The following is a 22913-nucleotide window of genomic DNA, read 5'->3' as shown; positions in this document are numbered from 1 at the left end:
CTAGGCTTTCCGCTCATGAGCAGAGGCGCCGCATTCTCGTACTCGCCGCTGTTGCCGATCGGCGACGACCTGACCGAGTACCGACTGGTCACGGACGAGGGCGTGGATGTGGTGCACGGCCCGGGCGGGCGGCGGTTCCTCACCGTCGAGCCGGCCGCGATGACCCAGCTCACGGCCGAGGCGATGCACGACATCGCGCACTACCTGCGCCCGGCCCACCTGTCCCAGCTGCGGGCCATCATCGACGACCCCAAGGCGTCGCCCAACGACCGGTTCGTGGCGCTCGACCTGCTGCGCAACGCGAACATCGCGGCCGGCGGCGTGCTGCCGATGTGCCAGGACACCGGCACCGCGATCGTGATGGGCAAGCGCGGGCGGCACGTGCTCACCGACGGCACCGACGAAGAGGCCATCGCCCAGGGCGTCTACCAGGCCTACACGCGGCTCAACCTGCGCTATTCGCAGCTGGCCCCGCTGACCATGTGGGACGAGCGCAACACCGGGTCCAACCTGCCGGCCCAGATCGAGCTCTACGCCGAAGACCCGGGCGGCCAGCCCGACGCCTACAAGTTCCTGTTCATGGCCAAGGGCGGCGGCTCGGCCAACAAGTCGTACCTCTACCAGGAGACCAAGGCGCTGCTGAATCCGGCGCGCATGATGGAGTTCCTCGACGAGAAGCTGCGGCTGATCGGCACGTCGGCCTGCCCGCCCTACCACCTGGCCGTGGTCATCGGCGGCACCAGCGCGGAATACGCGCTCAAGACGGCCAAGCTGGCCAGCGCGAAATACCTGGACAACCTGCCCCGCCACGGCACGATGTCGGCGCACGGCTTCCGCGACGTCGAGCTCGAGGCGGCGGTGCTCGAGCTGACCCGCGACTTCGGCATCGGCGCCCAGTTCGGCGGGCGTTACTTCTGCCATGACGTACGGGTGATCCGCCTGCCCCGCCACGGCGCGTCCTGCCCGGTCGCGATCGCCGTCTCGTGCTCGGCCGACCGCCAGGCCCTGGCCAAGATCACGCCGTCCGGTGTCTGGCTGGAACGCCTCGAGACCGACCCGGCCCGCTTCCTGCCCGAGGTCGACCTCGGCGGCGAGCCGGTGGTGAAGGTCGACCTCAACCGGCCGATGTCCGAGATCCGGGAAGAGCTGTCGAAATACCCGGTCAAGACCCGCCTGTCACTGACCGGCCCGCTGGTCGTGGCCCGCGACATCGCCCACGCCAAGATCGCCGAGCGCCTCGACGCGGGCGAGCCGATGCCGCAGTACATGAAAGACCACGCGGTCTACTACGCCGGCCCGGCCAAGACCCCCGAGGGCTACGCGTCGGGTTCGTTCGGCCCGACCACGGCCGGCCGCATGGACTCCTACGTCGAGCGCTTCCAGGCCGCCGGGGGCTCCCTGGTCATGCTGGCCAAGGGCAACCGCTCGGGCCAGGTCACCCAGGCCTGCAACTCGTACGGCGGCTTCTACCTGGGTTCGATCGGTGGCCCGGCCGCCCGCCTGGCGCAGGACTGCATCCGCCATGTCGAGGTGCTCGAATACCCTGAGCTGGGCATGGAAGCGGTCTGGAAGATCGAGGTCGAGGACTTCCCCGCGTTCATCGTCGTCGACGACAAGGGAAACGACTTCTTCGCCGACGTCACCCGCCCCAACCCGCTCCTGCGCATCGGCGCCCGCCCCTAGCTGAGTCAACGCCAGGCTCTTGTCGTCACTATGAGTCCTCCGGGGCGGGAGAACGAGCAACCGTCGGTATTCTCGTAGCCCTACTCAGCGCCCTCCTTTGGTTCTCGGATGAGAGACGTCTGGCGGCCTTCGTCGTCCTCGCCCTCTTCGTTCCATACCTGGCGGTGGTGGCCCCATTCAGATGTGGCGGTTTCACGCGTGAACGTCGTGCGTGCCGGAAGCTCGGCAACAGCTGGCTGATCGGTTGTAGCTACCACCGCTTCGATCGCCTCGGACGGATCTTCGGTCGCGACCGGGACCGCGCGGCGGGCCGTGGCACATCCCCGAACCCGCGGGTCCAGGCGGCTCGCTCCGGGGGGAATGCCTGGCAGACGACCTGCGGGCGAGCCAAGTCGCCCCCGCGGATTCGACATTCTGTCGCTGGCGGTGAGCCTCAGCAGCATGGTCGCGGGCTGGTTGGCGTTGTGGATCGGTCCCTGATCCGAGGCCGGCAGAGCGCTTGGACGACGAAAGCGCGCGTCTACTGGCTGCGGAGGGCGGTCAGCACGGCCGTGATCTCGGGGCGCGGCGTGGACGGGCGCCGGGCCGCCGCGGTGATGCGGCGGGAAACCGGCGGCGAAAGGGGCCGCGTGACCACCTCATAGCGCGGGTCGACGGCCAGGCCGGGCAGCAAGGTGATCGAGCCGCCGCGTTCCACGTGTTGCAGCGCGATCATGTAGTTGTTGAAGCGGCACACCACCGACGGCTCGAAGCCGGCCTCCCGGCACAGGCGGGTGGCCAGCTCGGACATGTAGGAGCCGGCCACGTCGAACGTCCAAAGCTGGCCGGCGCAGGCCTCCAGGTCGACCGCCTCGAGTGCGGCCAGGGGATGCCCCGGCGGGAGCACGAGCACCACCTCGTCCTCGGTCAGCGGCACCAGGTCGATCGACGGGTCGAGCTCGGCCCCGGCGAAGTCGGTGGTCGTGATGATGACGTCGACCTCGCCGCGGCGCAGGGCCGGCATGCTCTCGTGCGGTTCCATCTCGAGCAGCACCACGGTGACGTCGGGGTGGCGCGCCGCCAGCACCGACACGGCCTCGGCGGCCAGTCCGGGCAGGGCGCTCTGGAAGGCGCCCAGCCGGACCGTTCCGGCGGGCTGGAGCGCCAGGCCGCGCAGTGACGCCTCGGCCGCGTCCATGGCGGCCAGGATCTCGCGGGCCCGCCCGGCCAGCAGCACCCCGGCCGCGGTGAGGCGCACCCGGCGGCCGGTGCGTTCGACCAGGGCCGTTCGGGTCTCGCGTTCCAGCGTGGCCAGCTGCTGCGACACCGCGGACGGGCTGTGGTTGCCGCGCTGGGCGACCGCGCGCACGGTCCCATAGGTAGCGAGATCAACGAGCAGTCGCAGGCGCCACGGGTTCAGCATTGTTCGCTTCTCCTTAACAGCACCGGCGAAAACATGAGATGGACCTGACGCTCGCAAACAAAATAGCGTCAAGGCATGGCTGATTCCTTCTGGTCCGACGCCGAACGACACCTGGTCCGCTATTCCGGCGCGGGACGCTTCGTCCCCGAGATCATCGAGCGCGCCGAGGGCAGCTTCGTCCACACGGCCGATGGCCGCCGCCTGCTCGACTTCACGTCGGGGCAGATGAGCGCGATCCTCGGCCACTCGCACCCGGCCGTGGTCGAGACCGTGCAGCGCTCCGCGGCCACCCTCGACCACCTGTTCAGCGGCATGCTCAGCCGCCCGGTGGTCGACCTGGCCCGCCGTCTGGCCGAGTCGCTGCCCGACCCGCTGAACAAGGTGCTGCTGCTGACCACGGGCGCCGAGTCGAACGAGGCCGCGATCCGGATGGCCAAGCTGGTCACCGGCCGGCACGAGGTGATCTCGTTCGCCCGCTCGTGGCACGGCATGACCCAGGCCGCCGCGAACGCCACCTACAGCTCGGGCCGCAAGGGCTACGGCCCGGCCTCCCCCGGTAACTTTGCCATCCCGACGCCGAACACGTACCGGCCCGACTTCACCGACGAGAACGGTGAGCTGGACTGGCGGCGGCAACTGGACTTCTCGTTCGACCTGTTCGACGCGCAGTCGGTGGGCAGCCTGGCCGCCTGCATCGTCGAGCCGATCCTGAGCTCGGGCGGCGTGCTCGACCTGCCGCCCGGCTATCTGGCCGTGCTGCGCGACAAGGTGCACGAGCGCGGCGGACTGCTGATCCTCGACGAAGCACAGACCGGTCTGTGCAGGACCGGTGACTGGTACGCGTTCCAGCGCGACGGCGTCACCCCCGACATCCTGACGCTGAGCAAGACCCTGGGCGCCGGCCTGCCGCTGGCCGCGGTGATCACCAGCGACGAGATCGAGCGGACGGCCCACGAGCGGGGCTTCCTGTTCTTCACCACGCACGTGTCCGACCCGCTGGTCGCCGCGGTCGGCAACACCGTGCTCGACGTGCTCGAGAACGACAAGCTGGACCGGCGGGCGGCCGAGCTCGGCGCCCACCTGGCGGGCGGCCTGCGCGAGCTGGCCCAGCGGCACGAGATGATCGGTGACGTACGGGGCCGGGGTCTGCTCGTGGGTCTCGAACTCGTGCACGACCGTGCCACCAAGGAGCCGGCCGACGAGCTGGGCGCGGCCGTCACCCGGCGTTGCCTGGAGCTGGGCCTGCACATGAACGTGGTGCAGCTGCCGGCCATGGGCGGCGTGTTCCGCATCGCGCCCGCGCTGACCTCGACCGTGGAGGAGCTGGACCTGGGCCTGCAGATCCTCGACCAGGCGATCAGCGAAACAAAGCGCTGACCAGGCCAGGCCAGGCGATCAGCGAAACAAAGCCATGACCACGCCGGGCCAGGCGATCAGCGAGACAAAGCCATGGCCACGCCGGGCCAGGCGATCAGCGCAGCGACGCGATGATCACGGTGTCGACGGTGAGGTAGTGTTCGGGCGCCTCGGGGTCGGCGGGACCGTCGGCCGTGAGGCGCTCGATCGCCACCCAGTCGTCGGTGACCTGCCAGCGGCCCGGCTTCCAGTCCAGCTTCTCCGAGCCCACAGCCAGCGGAAAGTCCGCCACGACGGCCCCGCCCCGGATCACCTGCAGATGCCGCTCGGCGGTGAGCACCACCAGCCGCCCCCGCGACACTCCCAGCAGTTGCGTGCCCGGCGGCGTGTCACCGGGAACGGAACCGGCACACATCGAGCGGCCGACTGCACAGGTCAAAGGCTGGTTCCCGTACGACGTGACAGCCGCCCCCGTGGAGATCGCGTAGGCCCCGGAGGCGCAGACGTACTGCCCGCTCGTGGTGGTGAATCCGTCGGTGCACGCGGCCGGAACCTCGACGCTCCACCCGCGGGCGCCGGAGCTCACCCCGTACGCGGAAAGCCTTTGACCCTCTCGGACCAGCACGAACTCGCCACCGACCCAGAGATCCACCGGCGCCCAGACGACCGACGCGCCCGTGCGGTGCCCGTCGTAACCCGGCGCGTCCGGTCCCGTGGCGACGGTCCAGAGTTCCTTTCCCGTACGCCCGTCGACCGCGATCAGACGGCCGTCGGACCAGCGGCTGATCACCGTCGACCCCGACGCCACGACTCCGGAGACCTCGGCCGGCCAGCGCCGCAGCGACCACCGGGCGGTGTTCACGCTCTTGGCGTCGACCGGACCGTCCGCGCGCACCTGCCGCTTGGCCGCGTAGACCCGCAGGCTCTCATCGACGATCAAGGGCGCCATGTTCGTACGGCCGGTCACCTGGGCGGTCGAGACGGAAGCGCTCGGATAGGGCGTGGCGGCCGGCGACAGCACCTCGGCCGGGGCCAGCACCCGCCAGCCGATCAGACCGGCCACGGCGAGGAGCACGAGCGCCGCCAGAGATCGCAGCAGCACCCGGGACACCCGGGAAGCCTATGTCAGGCGACCGCGGCCAGATCGTCGAGGTCACGGCGCAATGCACCCTCGGCGGTCTCGGCCGCGAGCCCGCCGAAGATCAGCCCGAGGATGCGACCGGCCGGAGCGGTGGCCGAGCCGTCCTGCTTCACGGTCACCATCGTGCCGCCGCGGTGCCGGCCCGAGATGACCGGAACGAACGAATATGTCATGCGGTAGTCGGCGCCGATGCCGGGCGAGGTGACCACAAACCGCTCGGGCACCTCGCACTCGCGCACCCGGAACTCCTCGGTGACCTCGCCGCCGTCGGCCATGCCGCGCGTCTCGCGCCACACCGTGCCCGCGCCGAACGGCCCGTGGGTGCGCACCTCGACCCGGGTCACGGCGGTCAGCCAGTCACGGCGCCGATGCAGATCGGTGAACACCTGCCACACCGCCGCGACCGGCGCGTCGATCAGGCGGGTCACCACGACCGTCGACATAGCGTCACCCCCGGGTACACGGTACGACACATCTCACGGCAGGATCGTGCCGGAAACCGAGCCCAGCGAGATCTCGGTCCCGGCGACCGAGCGGGCGGTGCCGGCGATCCGTACGCGGTCGCCGTTCTCGAGGAAGCCGCGCAGGGTGCCGTCGGCCAGTTTGACCGGCTCGGCGCCGTTGCGGGTCAGTTCGAGGAACGAGCCCACCTGGTCACGCTCCGGCCCCGAGACCGTGCCCGAGGCATAGAGGTCGCCCGTGCGTACGGAAGCTCCGTTGCTGGTCAGATGGGCCAGCTGCTGGGCCGCGGTCCAATACATGGAGGCGAACGGTGGCGTGCTGACCAGGGTGTCGTTCCATTCGACGGTCAGCCGCAGGTCGAACGCGGGCCCGGCCGGGAGCAGATAGCCGAGCGGTTCCGGACTCTGCGGCGGCGCCGGCACGGTGGCCAGCGCGTCGAGCGGCACCACCCACGGCGACACCGAGGTCGCGAACGACTTGGCCAGGAACGGGCCGAGCGGCCGGTATTCCCAGGCCTGCAGGTCACGGGCCGACCAGTCGTTGACCAGAGTGACCCCGAAGACGTGCTCGGCGAAGTCGTCGGTCGCGATCCGCCGCCCCGGCGTGCCGACCACAAAACCGACCTCGGCCTCGACGTCGAGCCGCCGCGTGGGCCCGAAGACGCCCTCGGCGAGCTGGCCCGACGGCCGGACGATCGGGGTGCCCGAGACGACCACGGTCGCGGACCGGCCGTGATAGCCGATCGGCAGGTGCTTCCACTGCGGCGACAGACCGGGCGAATCGGGGCGCAGGATCGCCGAGACGTTCAACGCGTGCTGCTCGGACGAATAGAAGTCGGTGTAATCGGCGACCTCGAACGGCAGGTGCATAGTCACGTCGCTCAGCGGGATGACAGGCGGACCGGTCACCACGTGCGCCACCACGGCCTCGCGCGCGGCCGTCCACTCCCGACGGCCGGCCGCCATCAGCGGGTTGAGCGACGCCTGGGCCAGATGTCCGCCGAGCGCCGACAGATCAACAACACCGGTTCCCAGCCGTACGCCGATACGCCGCTCGCCGCGGGGCCGGCTGAACACCCCGTACGGCAGATTGTCGGGCCCGAACCCGCCATCATCGTCGCTCACTCGAACCCCCCGTTGATCAGCCCCAGCCGCACCAGCTCGGTGAGCGGCTCGACCACGTTGGCCGCGCCGAAACCGACGAACAGCGGCCGGGGTTCGGCCCGCCGGGCCCGGCACGCCTCGACGAGCGGCACCGGATGGGTCGCGGCCAGCACCTCGGCCACCTCGGCGACCTCGCCGCCGTCCTGCGCGCTGATCGACGCGGTCAGCACGTTGAGGAAGCCGTGATGGGTGAAGCCGGTCTCGGGGTCGGTGTGCCGGATCGCGTGGCGCAGACCCGCGGCGAGCCGGAACGGCAGGTCACGGTCGCGGCAGGCGCAGAGCACGGCGGCCAGCTCGACCGGGGTCGGGAACAGCTCGGCCGCGAGCCCGCCGACCCGGAACTTGGGGGCCATGGCCAGGCCGTCGGCGCGGGCCTGGGCGACCGTGTCCAGGGCGGCCAGCAGACCCCAGCTGAGCGGGATCTCGGCGTACACCCGCAGGTCTTTGTCGCTCTGCGCCAGCGCGCGCAGGTCGGCCAGGCCGGGCTGCGGATCCTCACCACGACGGGCGACCGCGGCCTCCAGATGTTGCACCCGGGCCCCGGCCGCGCGCAGTTTCTCGACCGCGACCGGCACGGCACTGACGCTGACGTCGCCGACCAGCGCGGCCGGCAGATCATGGGCGCGCAGGTCGGCGCCGATCAGCGAGGCGGGCACGAGCAGCGGACCGAGCAGGCCGGCGAACCAGCCCGCACGGTGCTCGTCGTGCTTGGCGACGGCCTCGGCGACGCCGGTGGGACTCGGCGGCAGCAGAGACGCGTCGTCCACCAGCCCGGCGAAGAGCGGAGGCACCAGCGTTGACACGATTCCGAACCTAATGGACGCTTCGAGAAGCGGACAACCACGTCCAGTATGTCTGATTTTAGGTGGAGGCAACGATGCCCTACTACCGCAGCGTCGGCGAGGTGCCCCACAAGCGGCACACGCAGTTCAGACGCCCCGACGGCGGACTCTATGCCGAGGAGTTGATGGGACAGGAAGGCTTCTCGTCCGATTCCTCGCTGCTCTACCACCGGCACGCGCCGACCGCGATCGTGTCAGCCGAGACGTACGAGGCGCCGAAACTGACCCGGTCGCCCAACCTGCCGTTGAAGCCGCGGCATCTGCGTACACACAAGCTCGACGCCGGTCCGGCCGACGCGGTGCTCGGCCGCCACCCGCTGATGGCCAACGACGACGTCCGCATCGGGTACGCGGTCGCCGACCGCCCGTCGCCGCTCTACCGCGACGCCGTCGGCGACGAGATGCTGTACATCGAGGACGGTCGGGTGGTCGTCGAGACCACGTTCGGCACACTTGACGCCGGCACCGGCGACTACGTGATCATCCCGACCTCGGTCGTGCACCGGATCGTGCCGGTCGACGGCCCGGCCCGGCTGCTGACGATCGAGGCCACCGGCCACATCGGACCGCCGAAGCGTTACCTGTCGGTGCGCGGCCAGTTCCTCGAACACGCGCCCTACTGCGAACGCGACCAGCGCGCCCCCGCGGCGCCGCTGCAGGTCGACGAGACCGACGTCGAGGTGCTGGTCAAACACCGGGCCGGCTGGACCCGGCATGTCTACGCCCACCACCCGTTCGACGTGGTCGGCTGGGACGGCTGCCTCTACCCGTGGGCGTTCTCGATCCACGACTTCGAGCCGATCACCGGCCGGGTGCACCAGCCGCCGCCCGTGCACCAGACGTTCGAGGGCCCGAACTTCGTGGTCTGCTCGTTCGTGCCGCGCAAGGTCGACTACCACCCGCTGGCGATCCCCGTGCCGTACAACCATCACAACGTCGACTCCGACGAGATGATGTTCTATACCGGCGGCAACTACGAGGCCCGCCGCGGTTCCGGCATCGACCAGGGCTCGATCTCGCTGCACCCGTCCGGCTTCACCCACGGCCCCCAGCCCGGAGCCGTCGAGCGGGCCCTCGGCGTCGAGGCGTTCGACGAGCTGGCGGTCATGGTCGACACGTTCCGCCCGCTCGACCTGTGCGACGCCGCGCTGGCGGTCGAAGACACCGCCTACGCCTGGACGTGGAACCGCTGACGGCGGCTAATGGGCTTCCCGTTTCAGCCGGTCAGCACCGCCATCTCGACCAGGAGCCGGGCCGGGAGCGGCTTCTCGGCCGGGAAGGCGGGAACCCGGAGGGCCACCGTGCCCTCGTCCTTGTGCAGGCAGTACGCCTTGCCCGCGGCCAGTTCGAGATAGCCGTCCTGATACTTGACCCCGTTGCTCTCGTCGCAGGCGGCCGGGTCGGCGAACGGATCCCCGCTCGCCGGCCCGATCGTGGCCCGCCCCTCGAGTGGTTCGGCGCTCCAGATCCGCTGGTCGGAGCCCGTGCAGTTCTGCACGGTGTCGTTCTTGCCCGGCGTCGCGCAGAGCAGCGAGATGTCCCCCGTGTACGGATCCGTGCCGGCGCGCGGCGGGTCGAGCCACACCGCACCCTGCGGATACTTCGACGCCGTGCTCATCGGGATCTCGACCTTCACGACGGCCGTGCCCAGGCCCTGCTGAGCGGGCGCTGTCGAGCCGACGACCCCGGTCGACGCATCCGGCCCGGCGGAACCGATGACCCGGGGCAACGCGGCCGGCTCGGAATCGTCGCCGGTCTGGCTGCGATAGAGCGAGACGGCGAAGGCCCCCGCGGCCAGGACGGCGACGGCCAGGGCGGCGACCAGGCGGACCGGGCTCGGTCGCTCACCCCGCACCAGCACAACGGCCACGCCGATGAGCACGATCACCGCAACGACCGCGATCACTAGATCCACCATGCCGGACAACCTACTCACCACCGGCCGGCCGCACGGACCGCCTGTGGACATCCGAGTTTCGGCCGGTCGCTGCCTGTGGACAACCGAGCACCGCCAGCTTGACAGCGGCGTAGCTTCCCCGCCCAGGTCCCCGAGGTGGGTGGGGGTTTGGGATGGCCGTACAGCTGATCTTGAGGAATCGCGATCTTGGAATGGCGTCCTGGAATGGCGTCTCGGAATGGCGTATTGGAACGGCGCGCGGATCTTGACCCGGTTCTGCATCGGGCTCCCGTTCACCAGGCGCGCGGATCTTGAGGGGCCGGCCGCAAATTGTCGCGTGGCAAGGACATGCCGGAGCGGGCTTAGACCGAACGACCGCGGCGAGGCCGGAACCGCCGTGGCGGCCCCGGCCTCTGATCCCCGGGATGGAAGCTCAGCCGATGTGGAAGGCCTCGCCGTAGACGGCGAAGTCCAGCGGCGTGTTCAGGTCGAAGTTGCCGTTGTTGAGGAAGCGACGCTGGGCCGTGTCCACACGGGACGTGTCCGAGTGCGCCTCCTCCTTCTTCATCTCGATCACGCGCTCGTCGAGGAACACGTTGAGCCACGTACGCTCGTCGCCGCCCTGCGCCGGGGGCTTCGCGCGCTTCAGCGCCTGCGAGCGGATGGCCCGCATGCCCTCGTAGCCGTGCATCACCGCGGCGTCGTAATAGGCGAACTGACCCAGAGCCCGTACGCCGTCCGACTTGCCGTCCCGCACCGACGGGTTGAAGTAGACGCGGTCGCGCTCGGCCTCCTGCGCGGCCTGGAAACGGGAGTCGGCGGCCGCCGTACGCCAGTCGTTGGTGAAGTTCGGGTCGAGTCCCGCGTGCGAGTCCGTACCGTTCACGTTGCGCAGCGCGGGCAGGTATTTGGCCAGCACGTTGCCGGGGACGGCGGCGGTGTAGGCCTCGACCAGTTCGAGCATGTCACCGGTGCCCGAGCAGAACCCGATGATGCCGGCCGTGTAGCCGCGCCCGTCGCCGATGTCCTCGATGTAGCGGAACTGGGCCCGCCAGTCGAGCGACGAGTTCTCGGCGGCCGACACGATCTGCATCGCGACGTCCTTCTTGGCCGGATTGTCCAAGTTGGTTCCCGAGGGAGTGGTCGGGGAAGTCGTGCCGCCGGGCAACGTCCACTTCTGGTTGGCGGCGGTCGAGCAGGTCCAGATCTGCAGGCGGGTGGCGTTGGCGGTGCTGCTGCCGGTGACATCCAGGCACTTGCCGCTGCCCGAATTGACCAGAGTTCCACCGGAGGCCGAGGCCGACCACTTCTGCGCCCCGGTGCCGTTGCAGTCGTACAGCTGAATCTTGGCGCCGTTGGCGGTGGACGCGGCGGTCACGTCGAGGCACTTGCCGAGGGCCCGGATGCTGCCGTCGGTGTTGCCGACCGTCCATTGCTGGGCGGCCGAGCCGTTGCAGTCGTAGAGCTGGATGGCGGTGCCGTTGGCCGTGCCGGCGGCCGCGACGTCGACACATTTGCCGCCCAGGCCCTTGATCGGACCCGCGGTCGCGGCACTGGCCGGGAGCAGCCCGACGATCAGGGCAGCACTGGGGACGGCCAGCGCGACGGCAGCGTAGATGGCGCGTTTCATGGCGCTCCTCGCAGAGGGGGGATTCGTGGGGATGGCGCGCGCGACGAGGAGAGACGCTACAACTGTTAAATAGGTTTATCAATAGGCTTCGATCGACTGCTCTACGCTGAGCCTCGGGCCCTTGACACCCTCGACCGGCCCGCCTACCGTCCGGGCTAACTGTTAGTCAGTTTGCCAATCAGTCGACACGCTCCCGGGAGCCGCCGTGACCCGTCTGGCCGGTTCGTCAAAGCTGCTGCGCGCCATGAACGAGAGCGCGGCCCTGGCCCACCTGCTGGACCCCGGCATGCTCACGCGGGCCGATCTCCGGAAGCTCACGGCCCTGTCGACCCCCACCATCTCCGAGGTGCTGCGCCGCCTCACCGACGCCGGCCTGGTCAACGTGGTCGGCCACAACAGCGGCCGGCCGGGGCCGAACGCGGAGATCTACAACGCCAACCCGGACGCGGCGTACGCGGCGGCGGTGTCCGTGCGGGACATCGGCGCGAGCGGCGCCCCGTCGGTGGTCGCGGCGCTCTGCGATCTCACCGGCTCGGTCCGCGGGCGCGTCGAGGCCCGCATCGACTTCCTCACCACCGACCCGCTGACCGCCCTGGTCGACGTCGTCGCCAAGCTGCGCGAGGAGGCCGGCGTCCCGGCCGAGCGGATTCGCCATGTGCAGTTCGGCGTGGCCGGCTCCTACGACCCGCACACCGAGACCATCCGCCACGTCGACGTGCCTGGGTTCGGGCGTACGGGCCTGGTGCCGCAACTGGCGGCCGCACTCGGCACCGACGTGGGTGTCGACAACGACGTCAACCTGGCCGCGATCGCCGAGCGGCGGCGTGGCGTGGGCCGTGACGCCGAGGGTTTCGCCCTGCTGTGGCTGGGCGAGGAAGGCCTCGGTCTCGCCATCGACATGGCCGGCACGCTGCTGCGCGGTGCGCGGGGCGGCGCCGGCGAGATCGGCTACATGCCGCTCTACTCACCCGATTCCACGCACCGCAAGCTCGATCTGCAAGACCTCTTCGGCGGTGCGGCGATCCTCGAGCTGGCCCGGGACAACGGCGTTCCGGGTCGCACCCCGGCCGAGGCCGTCCGCGCTTCGGCCGCCGACCCGGCCACGGGCGGCGACTTCCTCATCGCCCTGGCCGACCGCATCGTGATCGGTCTGGCCGCGGTGATCGCCGTGCTCGACCCCTACCTGGTGGTTCTGGCCGGCCCGATCGCCCAGGCGGGCGGCGAGCGGCTGCTGTCCGCGGTGAATTTCGCCGTACGCCGGGCCGCCCCGCTCGAGAGCACCATCGCCGTCACCTCCATCGACGACGACTCCGTGCTGCTCGGCGCCCTCGACGCCGGCCTCACCGCCGTGCACGACTCCCTCATCGCCTCGATCCGCGACTCCTGATCCCGAACCACGGTTCGGGATCACACCCCTCCGTCGACCCTTTCAATTTCTCGCGTTTTATCGCTTTATTTCGTTTCTTCGCACAGACGAAACCTGAGAGGCCACAGTGAACAAACGGTTCCCGCGCGCCCTTTTTGCCCTGATAACCGCGGCTTCCCTGGCCGCCGCCTGCACCCCGGCGCCCAAGGAAACCAAGATCGCCGACCCCGGTACGGAGGTCGCCGGCACCGTCGAGCTCTGGCACTTCTTCACCGAGCGCGAGGCCGACGCGATCGACCAGGTGGTCAAGGACTTCGAGGCCGCCCACCCGAAGATCAAGGTGACGGTCAAGTCCGGTCAGGACGACTCCAAGGTCACCCAGGCCATCGGCGCCGGCAACGGTCCCGACGTCGGCCTCTCCTACTCCACCGACGTGGTCGGCAAGTTCTGCGCGTCCGGCGCGTGGGTCGACCTCAAGCAGTACATCGATCGGGACAAAGTGGACCTGAACCAGCTCAACGCGACCACCCGGTCCTATACGGAGTATCAGGGCAAGCGCTGCGCGATGCCGTTCCTGGCCGACGCGTACGGCATGTTCTACAACAAGGACCTGTTCGCCAAGGCCGGCCTCAGCGCGCCGCCCAAGACCCTCGACGAGCTCACCGCGTACGCGAAGAAACTGACCGTGAAGAACGCGGACGGCTCGCTGAAGACCGTCGGGTTCCTGCCGCTCTACGACTTCTATGAGAACGCGGCCTCGCACCTCGCCCCGGCCGTCGGCGCCAAGTGGCTCACCGACGACGGCAAGTCCGCGGTCGGCTCCGACCCGGCCTGGAAGACGCTGATGACCTGGCAGAAGCAGCTCGTGGACTGGTACGGCTACGAGAACCTGACCAAGTTCCGGGCGAGCCTGGGTGACGAGTACAGCGCCGACAACGCGTTCCAGAAGGGCCAGGTCGCGATCAACATCGACGCCGAGTACCGCCTGGCGTTCGTCAAGGACCAGACCCCGAACCTCAAGTACGGGGTGGCGCCGATCCCGACCAGCGACCCCGCCCGGTACGGCGGCGGCTACGTCACCGGCAACATCGTCGGGATCAGCAAGAACGCCAAGAACCCCGAGGCCGCGTGGGAGCTGATCAAGTATCTGACCACGAACGACAAGGCCATCGTCAAGCTGTCCGGGCTGCTCAAGAACATCCCGACCACGACCGCCTCGATCGCCGACCCGGGCCTCAACGCGGACGCCGACTTCAAGACGTTCATCGACATCTTCACCAACCCGAACTCCTCGACCACGCCGCCCAGCGCGTCGGGCCCGGCGTACCAGGAAACGTTCGGTCAGTTCCTCAACAGCTATCAGGCGGGCAAGGTCAAGGATCTCGATGCCGGTCTGGCCGGCGCCGACAAGCAGATCAACAGTGTCATGACGCTGGGCGGCTGAGAGATGACCGCCAAACCCTTGGGCGTACGGGTGAGGAAAGGCGCCACGACCCTCTCGTTCCTCGCGCCCGCGCTGATCGGTATCGCGGTGTTCTTCCTCTACCCGCTGGGTTCGGCGGTCTACTTCTCGTTCACGAAGTTCGACCTGCTCTCTGTGCCCGAGTGGGTGGGTCTGGACAACTACCGGCGGATGGCGGACGACCCGTTCCTGCTCCAGTCCATTCGCAACACGCTCTGGATGGTGGTGGTCTTCGTTCCCGTACGCATCATCGGCGCGATCGGCCTGTCGATGCTGCTCACCCAGCTCAAGCGGGGTGCCGGGTTCTTCCGGACGCTGTTCTACCTGCCGGCGCTGGTTCCTCCGGTGGCCGCCACCATCGCGTTCGTCTACCTGCTGAAGCCGGGCACCGGACCGGTCAACCACTTCCTCGAGATGATCGGCATCGAGGGCCCGCTCTGGTTCAACTCGCCGGCGTGGGCCAAGCCCTCGCTCGTCCTGCTCGGGCTGTGGGCGATCGGCGACCTGATGGTGATCTTCCTGGCGGCCGTCCTCGGGGTTCCGGCCAGCCTGTACGAGGCGGCCGAGCTGGACGGCGCCAACGCGTGGCAGCGCTTCCGGTCGATCACGCTGCCGACGATCCAGCCGGTGGTCCTGTTCGCCGCGGTGACCGGCGTGATCTACACGTTGCAGTACTTCGACCAGGCGGCGGTGGCGGGCTCGATCGCCAGCGGGAACGCCACCGTCGGCGGCGGGATCTCGTCGAACTTCGGCTTCCCCGAGGGCTCGACGTTCACCTACCCGCTCTGGCTCTACACCGTCGGCTTCCGCTACAGCGCCCTCGGCTATGCGAACGCGCTGGCCATCGGGCTGTTCGTGGTGGCGCTCGGGGTCACCCTGATCCTGCTGCGCCGGGCCAAGGCCTTCACCGGGGAGGAATCGTGACCGCCGTGCTTTCTCCGCCGGTGGTGGAGGCACCCGCCCCCGACCGGCGCTATCACCGCCAACGCCGGCTGGCGTGGATCGGCAAGCACAGCATCGCGATCGCGCTCGGCATCATGTTCGTGACGCCGGTGGTCTATCTGGTGCTGCTCTCGCTGATGACCAGCGACCAAGCCCTGACCAGCGACTACTGGCCCAACTCGTGGCATCCGGAGAACTACGTCCGGGTCTTCGAGGTCACGCCGCTGCCGCACTATCTGCTCAACACGGTCATCTACGCGGTGTCGTCGACGGTGCTGGTGCTGTTGTCGAGCGTTCCCGCCGCGTACGCGCTGGCGAAGTTGAAGTTCCGGGGCCGCAACGGGCTGTTCCTGCTCGTGATCTGCGTGATGATGCTCCCGCCGCAGGTCGTCACCGTGCCGCTGTATCTGATGTGGGCCCGCTACGGCCTCACCGGCTCGCTGGCCCCGCTGATCATCCCGGCCGTCTTCGGCGACGCGTTCTGCATCTTCCTGCTGCGCCAGTTCCTGCTCACCATCCCGAGCGAGTATCTGGACGCGGCCCGGGTCGACGGCTGTGGCGAGTGGCGCACGCTGCTGCGGGTCGTGCTGCCGATGGCCCGCCCCGGCATCGCGGCGGCCGGGCTGTTCCAGTTCTTCTACTGCTGGAACGACTATTACGGCCCGCTGCTCTACACCAGTGAGAACGAGAACTCGTGGACGCTTTCGCTCGGCCTGGCGTCGTTCCACAGTGTCCATCACGTCGACTGGAACCTGGTCACGGCGGCCACGGTGCTGGCCATGGCCCCTCTCATCATCATTTTCTTCTTCGCTCAACGTGCCTTCGTCCAAGGCATCACATTGACGGGATTCAAGGGTTGAAAATCGCAGTCATCGGCGGTGGATCCACCTACACGCCGGAACTGGTCGACGGGTTCGCCCGGCTCGGGTCGATGGTCACCGAACTGGTGCTGATCGACCCGGCCGACGAGCGGCTCGAGGTGGTGGGCGCGTTCTCCGCCCGCATCCTGCGGCACCACGGTCACCCGGCCAAGATCTGGTGGACGACCGACCTCGACGCGGGCGTGACCGACGCCGACGTGGCCCTGATCCAGCTGCGCGTCGGCGGCCAGCAGGCCCGGATCAACGACGAGACGTTCCCGCTCGACTGCGGCTGCGTCGGTCAGGAGACCACGGGCGCCGGGGGCCTGGCCAAAGCCCTCCGTACGGTCCCCGTGGTGCTCGACGTGGCGTCACGCATCCGCGAGCGGGCCAAGCCGGGGGCGTGGATCATCGACTTCACGAATCCGGTCGGCATCGTCACGCGGGCCCTGCTCGACGCCGGTCACCGGGCGGTCGGGCTGTGCAACGTGGCGATCGGCTTCCAGCGGCGGTTCGCCGGCCACCTCGGCGTGGACCCGTCGCAGGTGGTGCTCGAACACGTCGGCCTCAACCACCTGACCTGGGAGCGGGCGGCCTATGTGGATGGTGTGGATCAACTGCCCTCACTGCTTTCCTCGTACGGCGATGCGATCGCGGCCGAGGTCGACCTGGACCCCGCTGTGCTGCGGTCGCTGGGCAACGTGCCGTCCTACTACCTGTCGTACTTCTATTCGCACGACCGTCACGTGCGGTCGCTGATCGGCGCCCCGACCCGGGGCCAGCGGGTGGCCGAGCTGGAGGCTTCGCTGCTCGAGATGTATCGGGACGTGTCACTGGTCGAGAAGCCGGCGCTGCTCGGCGAGCGTGGGGGCGCGTTCTATTCGGAGGCCGCGGTGGGGTTGATCGCCTCGCTGCACGGGTTCGACTCGCAGTCAGTGCATTCGGTCAACGTACGCAATGAGGGCCTTTTGCCCTTCCTGCCACCATCGGCCGTGGTCGAAGTGTCGGCCCGTGCCACAACCGACGGCCCCGCACCACTGGCCGTGTCGACCCTGCCTCCTGACATCTCCGGACTTATCGGTCATGTGTCTGGTTACGAAGAGTATGCGTTGGACGCGGCTCTGCGCGGCGGGCGCGACCGGGTCTACCGCGCCCTGCTCGCCCACCCGCTGATCGGGCAGCACGAGATCGCCGACCCGCTCACCGACCGGCTGATCGCCAGCGGTCGCGCCCATCTCGCGTGGGCCCGATGAGAGCGCTCTATCTGGCGGTCGACGGCGGCAACTCGAAGACCGACGTGGTGCTCGGGACGGCCGCCGGCGAAGTGCTGGGCCACGTCCGCGGCGGCACGTCGTCACCGCACAACATCGGCCTCGACGGCACGGTCCGCGTGCTCGACCAGCTGATCCACGACGTGCACGCGCGGGCCGGGCTGCCCGTGGGCACGCCGGTCGAGGTGGTGGCCGCCTATCTGGCCGGCGCCGACCTGCCGATCGAGGTCACCCGCCTGCACGAGGCGTTGTCGGCCAAGTCGTGGGCGGCCCGGACCATCGTGGACAACGACTGCTTCGCGCTGCTGCGGTCGGGCACCTCGATGCCGGACGCGGTGACCGTGGTGTGCGGCGCCGGCAACAACTGCGTGGGCCGCGCGGCCGACGGGCGTACGGCCCGTTTTGTCGCCCTCGGTCCGATCTCCGGCGACTGGGGCGGCGGCCATGAACTCGCCGAGCAGGCCCTGCACCTGGCCGCGCGGGGCGAGGACGGACGCGGCCGGCCCACCGCCCTGAGCGCCGCGGTCGCCGCCCACTTCGACCAGCCCACGGTCGAGGCGGTCTCGGTGGCCCTGCACTTCGGCGAGATCCCCCGCTCCGAGATCGCGTCGCTGTCCCGCCTGTTGTTCGAGGTGGCCGCGGCGGGTGACGAGGTCGCAGGTCAGCTGATCAAGCGCCAGGCCGACGAGATCGTGGGCCAGCACCGGGTGGCGGCAAGCCGGCTGGACCTGCTCGACCGGCCGCACGCGCTGGTGCTGGGCGGCAGCGTGCTGCGGGCCCAGCACCCGCAGTTGCACGACCAGGTGGTCGAGGGCGCGCGCGGGCAGGCCCCATTGGTCGAGATCTCGGTGCCGACCGCCCCACCGATCGTCGGCGCGGCGCTCCTGGCCCTGGACGCCCTCAACCAGTCCGCCACGGCCGAGCTCACGCTGCGGGCCGCCCTCGCCGACGCCTAGATCCACCCCTCGGCCCGGGCGTCGCACTCATCAGAGGGGCACACGCCCCGGGCCGAGCCGCTACCCACCTACACGCGCCGGGCGCCTCGGCCGAGCCTGCTCACCGCCGGCCGCGTTTCAGCGGCGGGTGAGGATCAGCAGCTCGGCCAGCGCGGCCACGACCATGGCGGCGACCAGGGGAACGACGCCGCCCACCAGCGCATAGACGAACAGGAGCAGCGGCGCGACGAAGCCGACGTACGCCGCGGCCGCCAAGGCCCGGTCGTTCTGCCGCAGGCGGGCGAGCGCCACGGCCAGCGGCTCCGGCACGGCCCGGTTCAGCACGAACACCACGCCCACGAAGATCAGGATGCCGATCAGGCCGGCCCACATCCGCGAGATGCCGTCGCTGGTCAGGGTCATCAGACCGGCGACCAGGCCCGCGACCAGGGTGCCATTTGTCCCGTACAGCACATGCTGCCGAACGGCCTCGGCCGACTCGTTCGACGGGTCGAGCACGGGCTTCTGCGGCCGGCTGACCACGCTCTCACCGGTCCAGCTGGTCGACGAGGTCGTCTCAGGCTCGTCGGGGGCGGGCCGGTCAGGCGCCGGATAGGGCCGCGGGAACGGCTGCGGATAGTCACCCTCGGCATCGGGCGGCACGGGCAGGGTCGCCTCGTCGGCCAGCGATTCCAGGGCCTGCGCCCAGCGCCGCCGTTCGAAGCGCACGATGCCCACGTCACGCTGGGCGTCACCGATCGCCGGGTCAAGATCCAGGGCTTGCGCGTACGCCCTCTGGGCCAGATCGAACAACCGCAGCCGCGCTGCCACGACGGCCAGGACCAGGTGCGCCTCGGCTTCGGCCGGCGCGACCCGGACGGCGTTCCAGGCCGCGTTGAGCGCTTCCTGCCCGTTGCGCGACTCGCTGAGCAGGGCCGCCCCGGTCCGCTGGGCGTACGCGTCGGCCGGCCACTGCCGGATGATCTCGCTGGCGACCTGGGCCGCCTCCCCGTACTTGCGGCTGTCGGCCAGGGCCATGGCCCGGACGACGAGGTTGGGCAGCTTCCCCGGCTCGGACGCGACCGCCTTCTCCGCCGCCCGGAGCGCCTCACCGGGCTGTTCCGCCGCGAGGTGGATGCGGGCCAGCGTGGCGAGCAGACTGGCATCGCCGGGCGCCGATTCCAGGCCCGACGCGATCTCCTGCGCCGCCTCGTCGTATCTCCCGAGGTCGGCCATCAACAGCGCACGCTGCCGATACTCTTCCGGCGTGGTTTCAGGTTCCAGGGGCGCGGCCACATTCCGAGAGTAAGCGCTCCCGCGAAATCCCCCGTTGGCGGGTAACCAGCGCGTTCAGAGCCTTCCCGGCCGCACTTCCAGCCGGCAATCAGCGCCCTCACAGCCACCGTCCCCCGGCAGCCACCGCAATTACAGCCGCGCCTTCACAAGGCAGTCACGCTGGCCACCGCCGTACCTTTTGCCGGCAGCAAGCATGACCACCGTCCGTCTCACCTTCGGCCGACCGCCAGCGTGATCAACACCGCGCCCCCGGCCGACCCGTCAGCGCTGTCACCAACGCGCTTCAGCCGACAGCCCCCGTGATCACCGTCGACGGGGGAAGCGGGACCGGCGCGTCAGAGCGTGATCAGGGCGATCGCCGTCGCCGCCAGGCCCTCGCCGCGGCCGGTCAGCCCCAGGCCGTCGGTCGTGGTGCCCGAGACGGTGACGGGCGCGCCGATCGCGGCCGACAGCACTTCCTGAGCCTCGGCCCGCCGCTTGCCGATTTTGGGATGGTTGCCGATCACCTGGATCGAGACGTTGACGATCTCGAAGGAGGCCGCACGGACCAGGCGAGCGGTCTCGGTCAGCAGCGCGACGCCCGAGGCACCGGCCCACTCGGGGCGTGACGTGCCGAAGTTGCTGCCGAGATCACCGAGCCCGGAAGCGCCGAAGAGCGCATCGCACGCCGCGTGGGCGGCCACATCGGCGTCGGAGTGCCCGGCCAGGCCGACCTCGTCCGGCCACAACAGCCCAGCCACCCAGCAGGGACGCCCCGGCTCGAAGGCGTGCACATCCGTCCCGATACCGACGCGCTGGTTGATCACCTCGCCAGGCTACCGAGGGCAGCACCCCGATCGACCCCCGGCCGGCTTCAGCGGGACGAAGCCCGGCCGGTTATTGGGGTGAGCCCAGCAGAGCCTCGGCCAGGAACAGGTCGAGAGGGCGGGTGATCTTCATCGCCATGTCGGAGCCGGGGACGCAGGTGACCGGAATGCCGGCCTTCTCGACCAGGCCGGCGTCGTCGGTCAGCGAGTCGGCCGCGGTGGCATGGGCGGCGACGAGCACATCGCGGCGGAAGCCCTGCGGGGTCTGCACGCTGCGCAGGACGGAACGGTCGACCGTGCCGAGAACGGTGTCGTCGGCCGAGACCTCTTTGATGGTGTCGACGACCGGGAGCACCGGGATCACCGCGGGACTGCCCTCACGGACGGCGGCCGCCACCGACTCGATCACGTCGGGTGGGGTGAGAGCGCGGGCCGCGTCGTGGACCAGCACGATGCCGATCTCGGGCGGGACGGCGGCGAGCGCGAGCGCGACCGATTCCTGACGTTCGGCCCCGCCGGCCACCACGGTGACCGGCGCGACCGGCGTCAGAAGTGTGCGCACCGCCTCGACCTCGGTCGCGGGAGCGGCAATCACGATCAGACGGACCGACGGCGAGGCCGCGACCCGGCGAACCGCGTGCACGAGCAGCGGCTCGCCGGCGAGCAGACGCAGAGCCTTGGGCCCGCCCGGACCGAGCCGCAGGCCGGCACCTGCCGCCGGAACCAGGACCGCGACGTCACCGCGGGCATTGAGCTTCGCGGTCACGTCGCGGTCCTGTGCAAACACACGTGTAATTGTGTTCGAGGTGGGGTGGATCAGGCCTCGGTGAGGACCTTGTCGAGGAGAACCTCGGCTTCGTCCTTGGTGCTCTTCTCCGCCAGAGCAACCTCACCGACGAGGATGTCGCGAGCCTTCGCGAGCATGCGCTTCTCTCCGGCCGAGAGACCACGCTCACGCTCACGACGCCAGAGGTCACGAACAACCTCGGCAACCTTGAGGGGGTTGCCGGAAGCAAGCTTCTCGAGATTGGCCTTGTAACGCCGCGACCAGTTCGTCGGCTCCTCGGTGTGCGGAGCGCGGAGGACGTCGAAGACCTTACCCAGGCCTTCCTCGCCAACCACTTCGCGCACGCCGACGATCTCGGCGTTCTCAGCGGGCACCCGCACGGTCAGATCGCCCTGAGCGACGCGCAGCACGAGATACTGCTTTTCTTCGCCCTTGATGACCCTTGTTTCGATTGCCTCGATGAGTGCGGCCCCGTGGTGGGGGTAAACAACGGTCTCGCCGACACTGAAAACCATAGGTTCGAAGCCCCTTTCGCTGTGTCTAGGGTAACACGCTCAGGCAGCTATGTCCCGCCCAGCCGGTGACTGTTAGTGCAGCTCAGAGGCCCTGTGATGGGCGTTTCTGCGGCTTGACAGAAGCGCCCGGAGCTGCCTCAGTGACTCTGAGTGACCAGTTGGCTACGGCATTGGCGTACGGGTCGGATATTTCGCACCTACGGCGTTTGTGAGGTCAAGCTTATCGCTAAGGTCCGGAAGCGCGCACTACTGGCGGTCGGGCCCCGCGTAAGGAAGGCTGGACGCAAGGTCCCCGACCGAAGAACGACTGGTCGGCCCGGGGGGAGGGTGAGTCGATGGCTGGTGCGAGCGACAACGGCGGATGGCCGGACGACCTGCCTGACCTGCCCGAGGAGTGGGGCGTCATCGTCATCCCCGACGACCTCTCCGAACTGTCCGACGAGGTCGACGCCGTCCGCGCTGAGCTGCGGCTGGCCGACCCGCCGACCCGTTGGCAACGGCTGATCCGCCGCCCCGGGGTCCGCCGTCTGCGCCGGCTCGCCACCACCACACTGCGCGCCCCGGTGCTGATCATCTCGCTCGCCGTGCTGGTCACCGTGGCCAGCCTCTTCGCCTCGGCGTGGCCCGGCCCGCCCCGCCAACCGGCCACCCAGCGCACCGCGAGCACGACCCCTGAACAGGCCACGACCCTGCCCGCGCTCGAGCTGGTGGCCTCCGACGGCGCCACCGTGCCGCTGCGGGGCCGGCTACCGGCTGTCATCCTGCTCGTCGACGGTTGTGCCTGCGCCGCGCTGGTTTCCGACACGATTGACGCGGTCGGCCCCGAAATCGCCGTGATAACCGTCTCGGCCGCGACCGCTTCGGCGTCGGCCGCGGGCACCCCGCCGACAGGTGCCACGCCCCCGGCGAACGGGAAGACTGTGCGAATCCTGAACGATCCGACAGGCAGCCTGCGCAGCCATCTGAACCTCGGCAACCCCGACACGACGGCGGCCGCCGTGCTGGTCAACCGCAGCTCGCAGATCGTGCGCCTGGTGCCGCGCACGGCCACGGTCGACGACTTCCGGGCCGACCTGGCCCGCCTGTGAACGGCCCGG

General features: G+C 69.7%; 21 protein-coding genes. 10 read left to right on the top strand and 11 right to left on the bottom strand.

What is annotated here, in order from left to right; all coding sequences use genetic code 11:
- The first annotated feature begins 15 nt into the window (after positions 1-15).
- Positions 16-1683, top strand: a complete 1668-nt coding sequence (locus JIG36_RS17005; protein ID WP_203377224.1) for a fumarate hydratase — start codon at positions 16-18, stop codon at positions 1681-1683.
- Between the two features lie 520 nt (positions 1684-2203).
- Here the strand turns inward: JIG36_RS17005 and JIG36_RS17000 are convergent.
- Positions 2204-3085, bottom strand: coding sequence for a LysR family transcriptional regulator (locus JIG36_RS17000; protein WP_203377223.1), 882 nt, complete (start codon positions 3083-3085; stop codon positions 2204-2206).
- Positions 3086-3160: 75 nt separating this feature from the next.
- Between JIG36_RS17000 and JIG36_RS16995 the strand changes: the two genes are divergently transcribed.
- A complete protein-coding gene (locus JIG36_RS16995; protein WP_203377222.1) occupies positions 3161-4462 on the top strand; it encodes an aspartate aminotransferase family protein in 1302 nt (433 codons plus the stop codon).
- 94 nt (positions 4463-4556) lie between these two features.
- Here the strand turns inward: JIG36_RS16995 and JIG36_RS16990 are convergent, their stop codons facing one another.
- The 4 genes from JIG36_RS16990 to JIG36_RS16975 are packed head-to-tail and all read right to left on the bottom strand — an operon-like array spanning position 4557 to position 8010.
- Entirely contained in the window at positions 4557-5552 is a 996-nt protein-coding gene (locus tag JIG36_RS16990; RefSeq protein ID WP_307872758.1) for an outer membrane protein assembly factor BamB family protein, read from the bottom strand.
- Positions 5553-5566: 14 nt separating this feature from the next.
- A complete protein-coding gene (locus JIG36_RS16985) occupies positions 5567-6025 on the bottom strand; it encodes an SRPBCC family protein (RefSeq protein ID WP_203377221.1) in 459 nt (152 codons plus the stop codon).
- Between the two features lie 33 nt (positions 6026-6058).
- Positions 6059-7168, bottom strand: a complete 1110-nt coding sequence (locus JIG36_RS16980; protein ID WP_203377220.1) for a fumarylacetoacetate hydrolase family protein — start codon at positions 7166-7168, stop codon at positions 6059-6061.
- A complete protein-coding gene (locus JIG36_RS16975) occupies positions 7165-8010 on the bottom strand; it encodes a hypothetical protein (protein ID WP_203377219.1) in 846 nt (281 codons plus the stop codon). Before JIG36_RS16975 ends, JIG36_RS16980 begins: the two co-directional genes overlap by 4 nt.
- A 74-nt stretch (positions 8011-8084) precedes the next feature.
- Here JIG36_RS16975 and JIG36_RS16970 point away from each other — a divergent pair, with 74 nt between their 5' ends.
- Positions 8085-9242: a homogentisate 1,2-dioxygenase gene (locus JIG36_RS16970; RefSeq protein WP_203377218.1), complete on the top strand. Its 1158-nt coding sequence runs from the start codon at positions 8085-8087 to the stop codon at positions 9240-9242.
- A 23-nt stretch (positions 9243-9265) separates the two neighbouring features.
- Here the strand turns inward: JIG36_RS16970 and JIG36_RS16965 are convergent, their stop codons facing one another.
- Together JIG36_RS16965 and JIG36_RS54050 are read right to left on the bottom strand one after the other, a co-directional pair.
- Entirely contained in the window at positions 9266-9967 is a 702-nt protein-coding gene (locus JIG36_RS16965; RefSeq protein ID WP_203377217.1) for a hypothetical protein, read from the bottom strand.
- 412 nt (positions 9968-10379) lie between these two features.
- Entirely contained in the window at positions 10380-11576 is a 1197-nt protein-coding gene (locus tag JIG36_RS54050) for a chitosanase (protein WP_203377216.1), read from the bottom strand.
- 205 nt (positions 11577-11781) lie between these two features.
- Between JIG36_RS54050 and JIG36_RS16955 the strand changes: the two genes are divergently transcribed.
- The 6 genes from JIG36_RS16955 to JIG36_RS16930 all read left to right on the top strand — a co-directional run bounded on the left by JIG36_RS16955 (position 11782) and on the right by JIG36_RS16930 (position 18433).
- A complete protein-coding gene (locus JIG36_RS16955; protein WP_203377215.1) occupies positions 11782-12963 on the top strand; it encodes an ROK family transcriptional regulator in 1182 nt (393 codons plus the stop codon).
- A 106-nt stretch (positions 12964-13069) separates the two neighbouring features.
- Positions 13070-14386, top strand: a complete 1317-nt coding sequence (locus JIG36_RS16950) for an ABC transporter substrate-binding protein (RefSeq protein ID WP_203377214.1) — start codon at positions 13070-13072, stop codon at positions 14384-14386.
- A 3-nt stretch (positions 14387-14389) separates the two neighbouring features.
- Positions 14390-15328, top strand: coding sequence for a carbohydrate ABC transporter permease (locus JIG36_RS16945; RefSeq protein ID WP_203377213.1), 939 nt, complete (start codon positions 14390-14392; stop codon positions 15326-15328).
- Positions 15325-16206, top strand: a complete 882-nt coding sequence (locus JIG36_RS16940; RefSeq protein ID WP_203377212.1) for a carbohydrate ABC transporter permease — start codon at positions 15325-15327, stop codon at positions 16204-16206. Before JIG36_RS16945 ends, JIG36_RS16940 begins: the two co-directional genes overlap by 4 nt.
- Complete coding sequence (locus tag JIG36_RS16935; protein WP_203377211.1) at positions 16203-17459, top strand: 6-phospho-beta-glucosidase; 1257 nt, start codon at positions 16203-16205, stop codon at positions 17457-17459. The genes JIG36_RS16940 and JIG36_RS16935 overlap by 4 nt, the downstream gene beginning before the upstream one ends.
- Entirely contained in the window at positions 17456-18433 is a 978-nt protein-coding gene (locus JIG36_RS16930; protein WP_203377210.1) for an N-acetylglucosamine kinase, read from the top strand. The genes JIG36_RS16935 and JIG36_RS16930 overlap by 4 nt, the downstream gene beginning before the upstream one ends.
- Before the next feature lie 117 nt (positions 18434-18550).
- On the opposite strand, the gene JIG36_RS16925 is transcribed toward JIG36_RS16930, so the two are convergent.
- The 4 genes from JIG36_RS16925 to JIG36_RS16910 form a co-directional block, all read right to left on the bottom strand.
- Positions 18551-19708, bottom strand: coding sequence for a tetratricopeptide repeat protein (locus tag JIG36_RS16925; RefSeq protein ID WP_203377209.1), 1158 nt, complete (start codon positions 19706-19708; stop codon positions 18551-18553).
- Positions 19709-20043: 335 nt separating this feature from the next.
- The gene (ispF, locus tag JIG36_RS16920; RefSeq protein WP_203377208.1) at positions 20044-20514 is read right to left on the bottom strand and encodes a 2-C-methyl-D-erythritol 2,4-cyclodiphosphate synthase; all 471 of its coding nucleotides are present in this window, start codon (positions 20512-20514) and stop codon (positions 20044-20046) included.
- A 70-nt stretch (positions 20515-20584) separates the two neighbouring features.
- Positions 20585-21280, bottom strand: coding sequence for a 2-C-methyl-D-erythritol 4-phosphate cytidylyltransferase (gene ispD, locus JIG36_RS16915; protein ID WP_203377462.1), 696 nt, complete (start codon positions 21278-21280; stop codon positions 20585-20587).
- A gap of 50 nt (positions 21281-21330) precedes the next feature.
- A complete protein-coding gene (locus tag JIG36_RS16910; protein ID WP_030443670.1) occupies positions 21331-21816 on the bottom strand; it encodes a CarD family transcriptional regulator in 486 nt (161 codons plus the stop codon).
- A gap of 335 nt (positions 21817-22151) precedes the next feature.
- Here JIG36_RS16910 and JIG36_RS16905 point away from each other — a divergent pair, with 335 nt between their 5' ends.
- Positions 22152-22904, top strand: a complete 753-nt coding sequence (locus JIG36_RS16905; protein ID WP_203377207.1) for a hypothetical protein — start codon at positions 22152-22154, stop codon at positions 22902-22904.
- Positions 22905-22913: the final 9 nt, after the last annotated feature.

Origin of the sequence: Paractinoplanes ovalisporus (assembly GCF_016834655.1) — a bacterium.
Lineage (GTDB): Bacteria > Actinomycetota > Actinomycetes > Mycobacteriales > Micromonosporaceae > Actinoplanes > Actinoplanes ovalisporus.
The sequence above is the reverse complement of the archived record's forward strand: the minus strand, read 5'-3'. Positions and strand labels throughout refer to the sequence as shown.

What these genes read in the sequence shown, in the direction of transcription:
- JIG36_RS17005 (WP_203377224.1), top strand. Translation starts at nt 16, where the DNA reads ATGAGCAGAGGCGCCGCATTCTCGTACTCGCCGCTGTTGCCGATCGGC.
- JIG36_RS16965 (WP_203377217.1), bottom strand. Translation starts at nt 9,967, where the DNA reads ATGGTGGATCTAGTGATCGCGGTCGTTGCGGTGATCGTGCTCATCGGC.
- JIG36_RS16995 (WP_203377222.1), top strand. Translation starts at nt 3,161, where the DNA reads ATGGCTGATTCCTTCTGGTCCGACGCCGAACGACACCTGGTCCGCTAT.
- JIG36_RS54050 (WP_203377216.1), bottom strand. Translation starts at nt 11,576, where the DNA reads ATGAAACGCGCCATCTACGCTGCCGTCGCGCTGGCCGTCCCCAGTGCT.
- JIG36_RS16985 (WP_203377221.1), bottom strand. Translation starts at nt 6,025, where the DNA reads ATGTCGACGGTCGTGGTGACCCGCCTGATCGACGCGCCGGTCGCGGCG.
- JIG36_RS16905 (WP_203377207.1), top strand. Translation starts at nt 22,152, where the DNA reads ATGGCTGGTGCGAGCGACAACGGCGGATGGCCGGACGACCTGCCTGAC.
- JIG36_RS16910 (WP_030443670.1), bottom strand. Translation starts at nt 21,816, where the DNA reads ATGGTTTTCAGTGTCGGCGAGACCGTTGTTTACCCCCACCACGGGGCC.
- JIG36_RS17000 (WP_203377223.1), bottom strand. Translation starts at nt 3,085, where the DNA reads ATGCTGAACCCGTGGCGCCTGCGACTGCTCGTTGATCTCGCTACCTAT.
- JIG36_RS16930 (WP_203377210.1), top strand. Translation starts at nt 17,456, where the DNA reads ATGAGAGCGCTCTATCTGGCGGTCGACGGCGGCAACTCGAAGACCGAC.
- JIG36_RS16945 (WP_203377213.1), top strand. Translation starts at nt 14,390, where the DNA reads ATGACCGCCAAACCCTTGGGCGTACGGGTGAGGAAAGGCGCCACGACC.
- JIG36_RS16970 (WP_203377218.1), top strand. Translation starts at nt 8,085, where the DNA reads ATGCCCTACTACCGCAGCGTCGGCGAGGTGCCCCACAAGCGGCACACG.